Here is a 15,269-nt window from a genome sequence, read left to right on the forward strand (position 1 = left end):
AAATGGACAATGCCTATTCAGGAATGGGGACAAACGATTACTCAATTATCCATTTACTTTGAAGGTCGATTAGATGATATAATTAAAATCTAGTCAAATTTACTGACACAGAATTTTGAACGCCCTCCTTGGCTGATTAATTTATCCGTTTTTACAGAAATCGATTGCCAATAACATTGCAATTTATAAAGTACAGGATTACTCTCGAAGAAGATCTTAAAAATTTTGCACAAAATTTAAACACAAACCGCAATAGTTTATGCATCAACGTAATGTTATTTAAAAATATAAATGATGTAATCATTTAACTAGATTTTGGGGAAGTATGTCAGACGCTCAAGATGAATTGTTGCAGCAATACTTAGATGCTGCGCAAATCACCAATACCATTCGGCTTATTCGATTCTTTTTGGTCAGCATCCTGATTGTTTGTCTGTATGTGTTTTTTATTTATCAAATTTCTTTCTCACAATCATCACCCTACCTCAATATCTGGTTTATTCTCACTGAACTGACCATTGGTTCGTGTTTACTGCTCACTGCGATTCACTTTAAAACGGGGCAATATCAACTCCAACATGCAGATCGCTGGTTAAAATTGGTATGTTTCTTAATTGGAACTGCAATCGCAGTTGGGGTAACTTTGCTGTATTACTTTTTACCCCATCAAAACCCTGAACTGAGCAACTATGAAGCGATTATTTTAGCGGCCTTATTAATTATTGTGAGTCAAACCTTTGCCCTCACCTTTTTAACGCAGCGCTTGAGTTATTTTTGCTGGGTATTCATTCCAGTGATTACACCCTATATTGCCGCACAGTTTTTAGTTCACTCCGAAACTTCCGCCTTCTTTTTTCTCGCGACAAATTTTGCCTTAATTACCTTACTGATTTGTGCCAATACTTCAATGCACATGCATCGTCGTTTATCGAGCGTCAATTTTAAAAACGACCAATTAAAAAAAGCCGCAGAGCAACAAGTTGACTGGACAGATCAACTCCGCCAACAATTGCAAGTGGAAATGAACAAATCTAAAGATATTGAATTGCAACTGCAATTTAACAATCAAATGCTGGAACAAAAAATTAGAGAACGTACCTTTGACTTAGAACAAACCCATCTAGACTTAATTAAACAACAACATAGTTTAATTTTGGCACATGAAGCCGCAGGTATTAAAGCGTGGGACTGGAATATCCGAGAAAGAAGGATTGTCCTTGGCACTGGCTCACAGCAAACTCGTTTAAAAAATTCCAAAAAGCATCGGAATAAATTACAGCAATTAATTCACCGTGATGATATTGCACACCTTCATCAAACCATGAAAGAGCATTTACGTGGTCAGACAGAACGCTATCAAGCCACATATCGCATACAACATAATTCAGGTCAATGGTATTGGGTGCATGATATTGGGCGAGTAATTGAGCGTGATCCTGTCACCAATAAACCTTTACGCATGGTCGGGGTTCGCCGTGACATTCACCAAGAACGGATTGCACAAGAACGCTTAAAACTCACTGCTAGCGTACTTGAACAAGCGGCTGAAGGTATTTTTATTTTAGATGAAAACCTGCGCTATATTGAAAGCAATCCATTCTATGCACAAATGAGTGGATTTCAACGTGACCATATTATAGGTAAATATCTGTTTGATTTAGTCAAATCCAACAAAGCAAATCCACGCATGACACAAGAGGAAATTGTTCAACAATTACTCAGCAAGGGTGAATATCATACTGAAAGAAATATAAAATTCCGCTCAGGAAAAGAATTAGAAGTTCGTATGCATATCAATGCAGTCAAAGATGAGCAAAACCGTATTATTAATTATATTGGAATTGTGTCTGATTTAACCGAACATAAACTACAAGAACAGCGTTTATCCTATTTAGAAAATTATGATGCGCTGACCGATCTCCCCAATCGTTTTTATTATAATTATCAACTACATCAATATCTTATTTCACAGCAAGATTCATTGCAGCAATTGGCGGTCATTCGACTCAATATTGACCGTTTCAGACCTTTAAACGAATATTTAAGCAATAATGGTGGCGATGAATTACTCCGCCAAGTGGCGCAGCGTTTACGTATCACCAATGCCGAAGCGCTGTTTGTTGCACACTTAAATGGCGATGATTTTGCAATTGTTTATGAAATTTCTCATATTCGCCCTTCAATCGAAGAGCACTGTGAACGTATCACCAAAGCCTTTAATTTGCCGTTTAATGTACAGGGACAAGAACATATTATTACCCTATCGATGGGGGTTTCCCTCTATCCTGAACATGGACGCCAGTTGGATTATCTAAATAATTGTGCTGAACAAGCCTTGTCTGAGGCTAAGCGTTTAGGTGGCAATACCATTAAATATTACACTTTAGACAACACCAAACTGCTAGAGCAGGATGTACATTTAGAGCGTGACTTACGCCAAGCCATTAAAAATGATGAATTAATTGTATATTATCAACCTAAAATTGATTTCCATAATTATCAGGTGATCGGGTTTGAAGCATTGGTGCGCTGGCAGCATCCAACCAAAGGCATTATTCCACCCAACCTATTTATTCCTATTGCAGAACAAACCAGTTTAATTTCCGATATTGGTCGGGTTGTAATTCAACAAACTGCCAAGCAAATTCGTGAATGGAATCTGTTAGGTTTTGATCATATCCAAGTATCGGTTAATGTAGTTGCACAACAACTGCAACGTGGTCAATTGCTGCAAGATTTAGATGATGCGATTAATACCTATCAAATTTCAGGTGCAAGCTTAGAATTAGAAATTACCGAATCCTCTTTAGTGGAAAACTCCACAACCGTGAAGTCTTTATTAGATGAAATTAAACAACGTGATATTCATATCGCCTTAGATGATTTTGGTACAGGCTATTCTTCACTTTCTTACTTAACAGACTTCCCAATTGACAGTTTAAAAATAGACCGTAGCTTTGTTTCTAAAATTGGAAATACCAAACAAGAAGCCATTGTTAGTGCCATGATTGCTATGGGCAAAGCCATGGGCATGAGTGTGGTGGCTGAAGGGATTGAAACTGAGCAACAACTGCAATATTTGCAGAATTTAAATTGTGATATTGCGCAGGGGTATTTATTCTCTAGGCCTTTGCCTGAAAGTGAAGCGACCCAATTTCTAAAAGCCAATTTAGTATCGCGCGCTTATCGCTCCTTAATCTGAAACTAGACCCAAAAGCTCTAAGTTTGTTCTAAAAATAAACAGTGACGTCTGTGCTAAGGGGGCAAGTAATGGTATATTCGATAAGATTCATAAAAAAACCACCAGCATCGCTGGCCAACTTGTCACACACGAGATTCAGATGGACGATCAATCATTAAAACAGCAGGCACTTTACTATCACGAATTTCCAACACCAGGAAAAATCAGCGTTACTCCAAGTAAGCAGCTGGTCAACCAACGTGACTTAGCGCTCGCTTACTCACCAGGTGTCGCAGCACCATGTTTAGAGATTGAACGTGATCCTTCAACAGCTGCACTTTATACCGCTCGCGGTAACTTGGTTGCTGTCGTTAGTAACGGTACAGCAGTATTAGGTTTAGGTAATATCGGTCCTTTGGCGTCTAAACCTGTGATGGAAGGTAAAGGCGTACTCTTTAAAAAGTTTGCTGGTGTCGATGTATTTGACATCGAAATTGCTGAAAATGATCCAGACAAAATTGTAGATATTGTTGCAGCATTAGAACCAACTTTTGGTGGTATCAACCTTGAAGACATCAAGGCGCCAGAATGTTTCTACATTGAGCAAAAACTTCGTGAACGCATGAATATTCCTGTGTTCCACGATGACCAACACGGTACGTCAATCATTGTAGGTTCTGCCCTACTCAATGCCTTGTTACTTAACGGCAAGAAGATTGAAGAAATCAAAATCGTTGCTTCAGGTGCAGGTGCAGCCGCACTGTCTTGTTTAGACCTGTTATGTGCATTGGGCGCGAAAAAAGAAAATATCATTGTTGCGGATTCGCGTGGTCTAATCACCACCAAACGTGAAGGTTTGGATGACTCGAAAAAACGCTATATGCAAGACATTGAAGGAACGCAACTTGCTGATGTAATTAGCGGTGCGGATATGTTCCTTGGTCTTTCTGCAGCGGGTATCTTGACCAAAGCTATGGTCAAAGAAATGGCTGAAAATCCAATTATCTTTGCTTTGGCTAACCCAGATCCAGAAATCTTACCTGAACATGCGCATGAAGTACGTCCAGATGTGATTATGGCGACTGGTCGTTCGGACTACCCGAACCAAGTTAACAACGCACTTTGCTTCCCGTATATTTTCCGTGGTGCATTAGACGTTGGCGCAACTACCATCAACGAAGAAATGAAAATTGCTTGTGTACACGCAATTGCACGCATGGCACACATTGAAGCAGATGCTGCGACTTATGGTGAAAAATCTGCATCATTCGGTCGTGACTATTTAATTCCACGTCCACTTGATCAGCGTTTAATTCTTGAAATTGCACCTGCAGTTGCTCAAGCGGCAATGGATTCAGGTGTAGCAAGTCGTCCAATTCAAGACTTCTCTGCATACCGTCAGCGTTTGTCTGAGTTTGTATATAACTCGGCATTTATGATGAAGCCTATTTTTGCTCAAGCAAAAACTGATCCTAAACGTATTGCTTATGCAGAAGGTGAAGACTTACGCGTACTTCGTGCAGTACAAATTGCAGTGGATGAAGGCTTGGCTAAACCAATCCTTGTAGGTCGTACCTCAGTGATTGAAGCGAACATTAAAAAGCTAGGTTTACGTCTGGAACATGGCGTGAATATGGAAATTGTAGATCAGGAAAACAACCCAAACTACGAAAAATTTGCAGATGATTACTACACCATCATGCAGCGTAAAGGCGTTACACCTGAATACGCGCAGCGTGAAGCACGTCGTCGCTCTACCCTCATTGCAGCAATGTTAGTGAAACATGGTTTAGCCGATGGTATGTTATGTGGTACTTATTCTAGCTACGATATTCACCTTGATTTCGTGAAAAATGTGATTGGTCTAAAAGAAGGTCGCACTAACTTCTTTACCCTTAACGCATTGATGCTTGAAGATCGCAACTTGTTCATTGCCGACACTTATGTCAACACTAACCCAACTGCTGAACAGTTGGCTGAAATGACACTTTTAGCGGCTGAAGAAGTACGCCGTTTTGGTATGACACCACGCGTTGCTCTACTTTCTCACTCAAGTTTTGGTTCTGACCAACAAGACTCTAGCGCACAAAAAATGCGTAAAGTCTTTGAAATCTTGAGTGAGATTGCACCTGAGCTTGAAGTTGAAGGTGAAATGCACGGTGATGCAGCATTAGACGAAAATATTCGTCAATTTGCTTTCCCGAACTCACGCTTCAAAGGTTCTGCAAACTTGTTGATTATGCCGAACTTAGATGCTGCCAATATTTCATTTAACTTGTTGAAATCGACTTCAGGTAACAATGTTACGATTGGCCCTATCTTGTTAGGTGCAGCAAAACCTGTACATATTTTGACTCCGACTGCAACGACACGTCGTGTTGTGAATATGACTGCACTCACTGTTGCTGAAATTCAACAAACAGCACAAGTTAAAGCATAAACCTATATTTCTGAGTGACTGACTCAGAATTATAGACTTGAGAAAACCTCTATTCTGTAGCATGATTGCTTGAAGAATAGAGGTTTTTTCATGCAAGTTTATTTAGTAGGCGGTGCAGTTCGAGATCACTTACTCGGGCATCCCTATCACGAAAAAGATTATGTTGTCGTTGGCGCAACGCCCGAACAACTTTTGGCTCAAGGCTTTCAACCTGTGGGCAAAGACTTCCCTGTTTTTCTTCATCCTGAAACCAAAGATGAATATGCACTTGCTCGCACTGAGCGCAAATCTGGACACGGTTATCACGGTTTTGAATTTCATACCGACCCAAGCGTGACCTTAGAAGAAGATTTAATCCGTCGTGATTTAACCATTAACGCCATGGCAATGGATAGTGATGGCAATGTCTACGACCCTTACGGTGGACAGCAAGATCTGTGCAATAAAGTGCTGCGCCATGTTTCCAATGCTTTTGTAGAAGACCCGTTACGGGTGCTGCGTATTGCTCGTTTTGCAGCACGTTATCATGCTTTAGGCTTTGTGGTTGCACCTGAAACCTTGTTATTAATGCAAGAGTTGGCAGAATCTGGTGAGTTACATGCGCTGACACCTGAACGCGTATGGAAAGAAACTTCACGTGCCTTAATGGAAGCACGTGCCGATGTTTATTTTGAAACATTGCGTGCCTGTGGTGCTTTAAAAGTTTTATTTCCTGAATTAGATGCTTTATTCGGTATTCCACAGCGTCCTGAATATCACCCTGAAATTGACAGTGGTGTGCACACCATGATGTCACTACAACAAGCCTGTCGTGCCAATTACTCACTCGATGTACGCTTTGCAGTGTTATTGCATGATTTAGGCAAGGCCTTGACCCCTGCCGATGAATTACCACGGCACATTATGCATGAAGAACGTGGGATTCGACCTGTAACGGAAGTGTGTGAACGCCTGCGCGTACCGACCAATACCAAACAACTTGCACTTGCTGTATGTAAAGAGCATTTAAAATGCCACCAAGCATTGAGCTTAAAGCCTGGCACGTTATGGCGCTTATTACAGCGTTTGGATGTCTTGCGTCGTCCTGAGCGTGTAGAAGCCTTTGTACAAGCCTGTGAATGTGACTCTCGTGGGCGTTTAGGTTTGGAAGATCGTGACTATCCGCAAGCGAGCTATATTTTGGAAGCGATTCAAGTGGTACGCAGCATTAAGGCGCAAGACTTACCTGCCGATGTCCAAGGCCCCGATATTGGTGAAATGCTGATTGAACGACGCATTAAAGCGATTGAGCAATTAAAGGCACGTCACTTGGCTGCTACTGCTTAGGCTATTTAAGTCTATAGAACGTCATTACATGCGCTCTTTGATCTATCATTCTTAACCTATTTAAGTCAGCCTAAATTTCTGATCGAAAAGCCGTAATCTTCTAAAATATAGAAGCTACGGCTTTTTAGCTCAAATAAATCCTTCTTGAAATAAGAAACTGTCTTTTGCTTTTAGGCAAGCTGCTCAGGAAAGCTAATCACTTGCTCTAAACGCATCTGCTCAGTTGCAATCATCAATAAGCGATCTATGCCCAAGGCGATACCTGAACATTCAGGCATGTTCGGCAACGCAGCCAATAAATATTCATCAATTGGCATCACATGTAAACCAAGTTGTGCGCGTTCTGCATTATCGGCTTCAAAACGAGAACGCAGCACAGTAGCATCAATCAATTCATCATAGGCATTGGCAAGCTCTAAACCTTCGATATATAGCTCAAAACGGGCTGCGACCAATTCCCCATCATCATCTGTTCTGGTTTTAGCCAAAGATGCTAATTCAGGTGGAAAATCGGTTAAAAATACAGGAGCATCAAAGCCCAAACTTGGTTCTACAAAATGTGAAAACAATAGGTCGATGTAGCCTAGACGGTCATCACCCAAATCCAGATGCAAACCCACACGATGACAGCAGTCTTTCAATTGTTGCAGACTTGCCTGTAAAGGATTTAAATCCAAACGATCCATAAATGCGTGTTTATAACTCAACACTGTTGGACGTACTTCGCCAAAGCGTTGTTTTAACGTCAGATTAAGTAAATCTGTCACCTCAAACATAAGCTCTTTCAGGCTAAATTCGGGACGATACCATTCCAACATGGTAAATTCGCTGTTGTGTTTACGTCCATGTTCATCATCACGAAAGACTTTGCAAATTTGATAAATAGCACCACTACCACTGGCCAATAAACGCTTCATGGCAAATTCAGGTGAGGTCTGTAAATAGTGCGTATGCAATTTGCCCTGCACATGGCGCTGTGCTTGCACTGAAGCCAAATGCACATCTGTCACTCCTGCCTGTGACAAAATTGGCGTTTCAACTTCAAGTACTTCACGTTCCGCAAAAAACTGGCGTATTTGTGCATACAATTGTGCACGTGCGCGCATGCTGTTTAAGTCGCAAGTTGGTTGATATTGGAGATTTGAACTCATGCTTGCGGGCCTCCGTGTGCTGCCCATTCACGACGCAGAGGATAGGTTTTTCTTAAATGATCAAAAGCCTGCTGCTCAACTTTGCCCGCTTTGACACAGGCACGTAAATTGGCATCATCCTGTGCAATATCATAAATTTGACTTAAATGTGCATGCAGACTATTTTTCAAATCTTGGGTTTTGAAATATTGCGCGCAGCTTGGCAATTGAGTTTCAAATTGTTTTGTGGCATCTAAACCAAAATTTTCACAAAAAGCCTGATAAATCATTTGTGTGCCGCGTGCCTTGCCTTCTAGGCTATACCCTGCAATATGCGGGGTTGCCAAAGCAAGCAAATCTAATAATTCTGCAGAGATTTCAGGTTCATATTCAAAAACATCTAATACCACTAAACGCTGAGTATGTTGAATATCCTGCATTAAAGCCGCTTCTTCTACCACTGGCCCACGCGCTGAATTAATCAGAATGGCTTGAGGCTTCATACATGCCAAACGCGCTGCATTAATTAAATGATGAGTAGGATGTTCACCAGTTTCTGTTAATGGCACATGAATGGAAATTGCATCTGCCTGTTGTAATAGTGCATCTAAGTCACATTGCTGCACATTGGGCAACTGCACAAATGGATCGTATGCGATGACATCCCAACCTAATAATTGTGCCATTTTGACCAAGCGCGAGCCGACATTGCCCAGTCCAATAATGCCAAGTTTAAAGTTTTGATTGGCATGTAGTAATTCAGGCTCGAGATGAAGCAATGCGGTAATCACATACTCACTCACCGCCTGCGCATTACAACCTGCCGCATTTGACCATGCAATGCCCTGCTGCTCGATGGCTGGGATATCAAGGTGGTCTGTGCCAATGGTCGCGCTGCCAATAAATTGAAGCGCGGTCTGTTGAATCAATGCTGCATTCACTTGGGTGACGGAACGAACTAGCAGCGCATCAGCATCTTGCACATCTTGATGCGTTAGACGGCGTCCAGCCTTGTGCTCTATTTCTGCCAAATCTGCAAAGAAATAATCGGTATATGCCAGATTTTCATCTGCAATGATTTTCATAACGCCATCCCATGTGTGTTTGCTTGTTTATGATAGCTTGAGTTGTCTAGGATGACTATGATTGTTGAGATTAATGCAGAATTGTTGAACAGCAAGCCGACGATTCATTTAGGTGGAAACATGCACGTCTATATAAAAGTTGCATATTCACAGCAAAAAAATCAGCCACCCGAAGGTGGCTGACTGCTATAGATTAAGCGAGTTAAATCTTAACCAATAAATTTACGCGCATTGCGGAACATACGTAACCATGCACCATCTTCAGTCCATTCTTCAGGTTTCCAAGAATGTTGAAGCGCACGGAAATTACGTTCAGGGTGCGGCATCATAATTGTTGCACGACCATCTTTTGAAGTTACGCCTGAAATACCTTCTGGCGAACCATTCGGGTTCATTGGATAATGTTGAGTCGCATTTCCGTGGCTATCGACATAACGTAAAATCACTTGGTTGCCTGCGTTCAAGGCTGCCAAATTAGCTTCTGGTGCAACGACGCGACCTTCACCATGTGCCACTGCGATTGGTAAAATCGAGCCTTCCATATCTTGCAATAATACAGAGTTTGATTTTTCCACACGGACGTTAACGCTACGCGCTTCAAACACTTCTGAAGTATTGCGATGGAAACGTGGCCACGCTTCTGCACCTGGAATGAGTGGTGCTAATTGTGACAACATTTGACAACCGTTACAGATACCCAGTGAGAACGTTTCTTGACGGTTAAAGAATTTCTCAAACTGGTCGCGTAATTTCGGGTTGAACAAGACTGACTTCGCCCAGCCACCGCCAGCACCTAATACGTCACCGTAAGAGAAACCACCACACGCCACTAAGCCTTCAAAGTCGTCTAAATCGACACGCCCTGCAAGCAAGTCACTCATGTGTACGTCAACGGTGTTAAAGCCGACTTTGTCAAATGCTGCCGCCATTTCTACATGACCGTTTACGCCTTGTTCACGTAAAATCACCATGTTAGGACGACGTGTGTTGATGTATGGCGCTTCAACTGGCTCATTTAAGTCAAATGTCGGTTGAGCAATTAAGCCTTTGTGGTTTTTGTCTGTGATCAAGGCAAATTCTTGATCAGCAGTTTCTGAGTTGTCACGTAAACGCTGGATTTGGTATGATACTTCACTCCAAGCCGCTTGCAAATCGGCACGTTCAAGCACCAAGCCATTTACAGCAAGTTGGTCTGTGCTATTAACTGTACCGACTACCGAAATCGCATCTTTCAAAGTAGATGCAGCAACTTCAGCAGCTAAGTTAGCCCAGTCTGCTTTAGAGATTTGTAGTACTGCACCAATTTCTTCAGCAAACAATGCCGCAACAGATTGATCTTCTAACGCCACACCTAAACGTGAAGCGAACATCATTTCTGTTACAGTTGCCAATAAACCACCATCACCAATGTCGTGATAAGCTTGAATCAAGCCACGGTTATTCCAGTCTTGTACCAAAGCAAAGAATGCTTTGAATTCGTCAAAGTTATCGACATCTGGTGTTACTGAACCAATAGCTTTATAGACTTGCGCTAAAATTGAACCGCCTAAACGGAACTGACCTTTAGACAAGTCAATACGTACCAATACTGAATCGGTATTTTTCAATTCAGGGGTTAGTGTTTTACGTACATCGGTCACTGGTGCAAATGCAGTAATTACACCTGACATTGGTGAAGTTACAGATTTATCAACACCTTCGTCATTCCAAGTGGTACGCATAGACAATGAGTCTTTACCTACTGGAATTGCAATTCCTAGCGCAGGACACATTTCCATACCAATGGCTTTTACACCTTCAAACAAAGCTTGGTCTTCGCCTTTTTGACCTGCTGCTGCCATCCAGTTTGCAGATAATTTAATGTCGCTGATCTGGTCAATTTTGGCTGACATGATATTGGAAATAGATTCTGCCACTGCCAAACGCGCAGATGCTGCAGGGTTTAATAAAGCTACAGGTGGACGTTCACCCATCGCCATTGCTTCACCTGTAAAGCCTTGCAAGCTGGTAGTGGTTACTGCTGCATCTGCAACAGGCACCTGCCATGGGCCAACCAACTGATCACGTGCAACCATACCTGTAATTGAACGGTCACCAATAGTGATTAGGAATGATTTGGACGCAACAGTTGGATTCTTGATGACACGGTAAATCGCATCTTTCAGATCAGTAACTTGAGCTGCATCAAAATCATCACCTTGACGCTCAATGCTTTCATAAGAACGGCTCATGCGTGGCGTACCACCTAACAAGACCTGCATTGGCATATCTACAGCTTTGTTATTGAACAGTGGATCTTCAACCGTTAAATGACGCGCTTCTGTCGCTTCACCCAATACTGCAAACGGACAACGCTCACGCGCACAGATTGATTCAAATAATTCTAAAGAACTTGGACGGATGGCCAATACATAACGCTCTTGCGCTTCGTTTGACCAAATTTCCATTGGTGACATGCCTGGTTCTAAAGATGGAATCTTACGCAAATCAAGTACAGCACCTAGTTCGTGATCATTCACCAACTCAGGCATTGCGTTCGAAATACCACCTGCACCCACGTCATGCACTGATACGATTGGGTTAACATCTTCCAAACGCCAGCATGTATCAATCACTTCTTGGCAACGGCGTTCCATTTCTGGGTTTTCACGTTGTACTGAAGCGAAGTCAAGATTTTCACCCATGGTTCCGCTATCTACAGAAGATGCAGCGCCACCGCCTAAACCGATCAACATCGCAGGGCCGCCTAAAACGATTAATAAATCGCCTGGCTGAATTGGGTCTTTTTCGACATGGTCTGGACGAATGTTGCCGTAACCACCTGCAATCATGATTGGTTTATGGAAGCCTTTTACTTCACCATTCACGTTTTGCTCGAAAGTACGGAAGTAACCATTTAACGCAGGACGACCAAATTCGTTGTTAAACGCTGCACCGCCCAATGGGCCTTCAATCATAATTTGTAATGGCGATGCCATACGTGAAGGCTTGCCATAGTTTTCTTCCCAAGGCTGTTCAAAACCAGGAATATTTAAATTCGATACTGTAAAGCCTGTTAAACCTGCTTTTGGTTTACCACCACGACCTGTCGCGCCTTCATCACGGATTTCACCACCCGAACCTGTCGCAGCACCTGCAAATGGTGCAATTGCAGTTGGGTGGTTGTGCGTTTCCACTTTCATTAGAATGTGGGCAGCTTGGCTCTTATATTTATAAACGTAGTGACCTGTTGCAGCATCTTTTTTCGGATAGAAACGCTGCGTGTCAAAACCAACAATCACCGAAGCGTTGTCTTTATAAGCCGACAATACATCTGTTGGTGATTCTTTATAAGTATTTTTGATCATTTGGAACAATGACAATGGCTGTACTTCGCCATCAATTGTCCATTCAGAACCAAAGATTTTGTGACGGCAGTGCTCAGAGTTGGCTTGTGCAAACATCATCAATTCAATGTCATGCGGATTACGGCCTAACTTGATAAATGCTTCGGTTAAATAATCAATTTCTTCATCAGACAAGGCAAAACCAAACTCACTGTTGGCTTTTACCAATGCCGCTTTGCCTTCACCCAAAATATCAATGCTATTTAAAGGTTTTGGTTCAGTTTCAACAAATAACGCTGCAGCATCGTTAATGTGGTTAAACACACTTTCGGTCATGCGGTCATGCAATACTTGTTTTACTTCGTTTGAAACGTCTGTAATACCTTTTAAGGTAAACAAAACACCGCGTTCTAGGCGGTGTACAGGCGTATTACAGTTGGCAAAAATATCGGTTGCTTTTGATGACCAAGGAGAAATTGTGCCCACACGTGGTGTCACTAAAATTTGAACTTCATCACTTGCAGCTTGGCGTAATTCAAAAGATGCACCATCGTTTAAAAGCTGTAAAGCAGATTGCTGTTGTTGCTCGTCGAGCGCTTGGTCAAATAAATAAACCCATTGGCTATCGAAAGATTGAACAGAACTCATTGACGCTAAACGGTTTAAGAGTTGAGTTTTCTTAAAAGATGAATGTGCAGGTGCACCGGCAACGATAAACATGCTGATTTTGGCTCCACGGGCTGATCTTTTGGACCATGCCACAATGTGACTTGAAGAGAGCGCATATTCTACTGTGAAATGCCATAATCAGCTAGATGGAAAATGGTTTTCTTGGCGCGTTTCGGCAGTAAAACTTCCGAATGTTGATTTAAAGCCTCTATTTCAGATCAATGTATTCAAGATTCGTGCTTTAAATTGCACAAAGCACTCTCACTGTGGAAATTACTGAATGATTGATGCTGTTTTTATTTTCTATGCCATCTGTTTACACACAGATGCTCTAAAGATCAGGACATGGCGATCATCTTCCGCCTTGCTCAATATCAACTAATCAAAGCACCTCAAATTCAATACGTCGATTTTTCTTACGTCCTTGTGGCGTTGTATTGTCTGCGACAGGCTGATTAGAACCTTGACCTTCGGTGCTTAAATGCGTTATCGCAATACCTTTATCGATCAAATAATTTTTTACCGCGCCTGCACGTGATTGGCTTAACACTATATTTTTATGCGCATCGCCCGAACTGTCTGTATGTCCAACAATTTTCACTTTTTTGGTGCCAACTTGCTTCAATGCCACAGCCATTTCATCCAGAATTTTTTGCCCTACGTCAGTCAAAATTGCACTGCCCGATTCAAACTCAACAATCCTGTTTTTGAGCGCAGCATCCAGCATTTTTTGTTCATACTGACTCTCCGAAAGCTGTGTGTTCAAACGATAAGGCTGCTGTACCAAAGCCTGAAAATTTGCTGTCGTGGCTTGAATTTGATGAGCAGCATTCACTTTTCCTTTCAAATCAATTTGAGTCCCTTTCACACGTAACTGCCCTTGAGAAATCTTTTTTAAATCCGCTGTAATCATACGCGAAACTGAGTCATCCCAACCATTCGGTGCAGCAACTGCACGGACTTGAATTTTATCTAACACCTCCGATTCACCATACACAGCTTGCATTTTCGCCAAAATGGCTTGTTTACTTGCTTCGTTTGGCACCACACCTTCTATAACAATGGGCGCTGCATAGATCAAATGACTTTGGACTAAAAAACACAAGCCAATAAGTAGACTTACGCGAATACGTTTTTGATTATTTTTCATATTTATTCATCTAAAAAAGTTTGTCTAAACAGCTTTAATGCTTGGTTAAGATTTAACTGCCGCTGACAAAGTAATTGTTCCAATGTTGCAAGACCTGCATTTTGTTCTAAATAAGCATCAATCCAAGTGGCTTGAATTAAAGAAACCCAATGTTCACCCTGCATATTTTGAATAAATAGATCGCGCAGCGTCATGACATCAGCCCCCTGAAAATCAATGATCAAAATGGGTGCCTCAAAATGTAGTATCCCCAGCAAAATTTCAGTATGATGCGCGCCTAAAAACCGCCCGATCATGCCCATCCAAAATGCTGCGATTTCAAAGCAATATCGCGGATGATTCAGCGGTAAAATCATCACTTTGTTTAAACGACGAGTGCCATTTTTGAGGACGGGTTGCAGTAAAAGTCCCAACCCAATCATACTCTGAGCCAAGTCATTGACACTGATTTTCATTAATTGTGCCAATGAATGCGTGCTGTGTTTTTCATAAAAGTCTTGGTATTCTTCTGCACTCAAAAGTTGAACCCTATTCGGCAATTGATTCAACAGTTCAAATGACATATTGGGATCACGGATATTGCTTAAGACCTGATTGCGTTGCAATAAATCAGTCCAAATAGCTTTGTAAAAAAACGGCACAAATAATAACTTTTGACTCGGCTGTTCGACCTCAAACAACTGCCCCAGTAGCATTGGAAATGCCCGCCCCGAGCTATCTTGGCTCGCCTTTAAATTAACAGCTAAAAACATTGGTTCTGCTGGATGGGCAATCAAAAAATCTAAAGCAGGCAAAGTTGCATAACGCTGTTTAAAATCTGCGCTCTGCATGGCATGTTCCAGTGCATTACTAATCCACTGATCGAGCTGCTGAATGAGTTCCGATTGCCCTTTAGACTTTATAAAATCACCACGGGCAGGTATTTTTCCATAATATAAAGGTACGGTTTTTACTGCTTGCAT

At 41.8% G+C, this 15,269-nt stretch carries 9 protein-coding genes; 4 read left to right on the forward strand and 5 right to left on the reverse strand.

Annotated elements, in window-relative coordinates; genetic code table 11:
• Positions 1 to 325 precede the first annotated feature (325 nt).
• The 3 genes from FTV43_RS12825 (at position 326) to FTV43_RS12835 (ending at position 6,947) form a co-directional block, all read left to right on the forward strand.
• Positions 326 to 3,202 carry a bifunctional diguanylate cyclase/phosphodiesterase gene (locus FTV43_RS12825; RefSeq protein WP_179995652.1) on the forward strand — a complete coding sequence of 959 codons (2,877 nt, stop codon included), beginning with the start codon at positions 326 to 328 and terminating at the stop codon, positions 3,200 to 3,202.
• Positions 3,203 to 3,341: 139 nt separating this feature from the next.
• Positions 3,342 to 5,621 carry an NADP-dependent malic enzyme gene (locus tag FTV43_RS12830; RefSeq protein ID WP_096902382.1) on the forward strand — a complete coding sequence of 760 codons (2,280 nt, stop codon included), beginning with the start codon at positions 3,342 to 3,344 and terminating at the stop codon, positions 5,619 to 5,621.
• Between the two features lie 90 nt (positions 5,622 to 5,711).
• A complete protein-coding gene (locus tag FTV43_RS12835; RefSeq protein ID WP_004972751.1) occupies positions 5,712 to 6,947 on the forward strand; it encodes a multifunctional CCA addition/repair protein in 1,236 nt (411 codons plus the stop codon).
• Positions 6,948 to 7,117: 170 nt separating this feature from the next.
• Here the strand turns inward: FTV43_RS12835 and epmA are convergent, their stop codons facing one another.
• Both epmA and FTV43_RS12845 read right to left on the reverse strand, forming a co-directional pair.
• The gene (gene epmA, locus FTV43_RS12840; protein ID WP_179995653.1) at positions 7,118 to 8,098 is read right to left on the reverse strand and encodes an EF-P lysine aminoacylase EpmA; all 981 of its coding nucleotides are present in this window, start codon (positions 8,096 to 8,098) and stop codon (positions 7,118 to 7,120) included.
• Positions 8,095 to 9,162, reverse strand: coding sequence for a 4-phosphoerythronate dehydrogenase (locus FTV43_RS12845; protein WP_004972744.1), 1,068 nt, complete (start codon positions 9,160 to 9,162; stop codon positions 8,095 to 8,097). Before FTV43_RS12845 ends, epmA begins: the two co-directional genes overlap by 4 nt.
• Positions 9,163 to 9,219: 57 nt before the next feature.
• Here FTV43_RS12845 and FTV43_RS16035 point away from each other — a divergent pair, with 57 nt between their 5' ends.
• A complete protein-coding gene (locus FTV43_RS16035; RefSeq protein WP_004972740.1) occupies positions 9,220 to 9,345 on the forward strand; it encodes a hypothetical protein in 126 nt (41 codons plus the stop codon).
• A gap of 26 nt (positions 9,346 to 9,371) precedes the next feature.
• Here FTV43_RS16035 and purL read toward each other — a convergent pair whose 3' ends face one another.
• The 3 genes from purL to tagF form a co-directional block, all read right to left on the reverse strand.
• Positions 9,372 to 13,208, reverse strand: a complete 3,837-nt coding sequence (gene purL / locus FTV43_RS12850) for a phosphoribosylformylglycinamidine synthase (RefSeq protein ID WP_179995654.1) — start codon at positions 13,206 to 13,208, stop codon at positions 9,372 to 9,374.
• 331 nt (positions 13,209 to 13,539) lie between these two features.
• Positions 13,540 to 14,307: an OmpA family protein gene (locus FTV43_RS12855; protein ID WP_179995655.1), complete on the reverse strand. Its 768-nt coding sequence runs from the start codon at positions 14,305 to 14,307 to the stop codon at positions 13,540 to 13,542.
• A gap of 2 nt (positions 14,308 to 14,309) precedes the next feature.
• Entirely contained in the window at positions 14,310 to 15,269 is a 960-nt protein-coding gene (gene tagF, locus FTV43_RS12860; protein ID WP_179995656.1) for a type VI secretion system-associated protein TagF, read from the reverse strand.

Origin of the sequence: Acinetobacter sp. YH16053, from assembly GCF_013417035.1 — a bacterium.
Classification (GTDB): domain Bacteria; phylum Pseudomonadota; class Gammaproteobacteria; order Pseudomonadales; family Moraxellaceae; genus Acinetobacter; species Acinetobacter towneri.

Bases quoted from the DNA above. Each gene is read 5' to 3' on its own strand.
- FTV43_RS12825 (WP_179995652.1), top strand. From the start codon at position 326: ATGTCAGACGCTCAAGATGAATTGTTGCAGCAATACTTAGATGCTGCG.
- FTV43_RS12830 (WP_096902382.1), top strand. From the start codon at position 3,342: ATGGACGATCAATCATTAAAACAGCAGGCACTTTACTATCACGAATTT.
- FTV43_RS12835 (WP_004972751.1), top strand. From the start codon at position 5,712: ATGCAAGTTTATTTAGTAGGCGGTGCAGTTCGAGATCACTTACTCGGG.
- epmA (WP_179995653.1), bottom strand. From the start codon at position 8,098: ATGAGTTCAAATCTCCAATATCAACCAACTTGCGACTTAAACAGCATG.
- FTV43_RS12845 (WP_004972744.1), bottom strand. From the start codon at position 9,162: ATGAAAATCATTGCAGATGAAAATCTGGCATATACCGATTATTTCTTT.
- FTV43_RS16035 (WP_004972740.1), top strand. From the start codon at position 9,220: ATGATTGTTGAGATTAATGCAGAATTGTTGAACAGCAAGCCGACGATT.
- purL (WP_179995654.1), bottom strand. From the start codon at position 13,208: ATGTTTATCGTTGCCGGTGCACCTGCACATTCATCTTTTAAGAAAACT.
- FTV43_RS12855 (WP_179995655.1), bottom strand. From the start codon at position 14,307: ATGAAAAATAATCAAAAACGTATTCGCGTAAGTCTACTTATTGGCTTG.
- tagF (WP_179995656.1), bottom strand. From the start codon at position 15,269: ATGCAAGCAGTAAAAACCGTACCTTTATATTATGGAAAAATACCTGCC.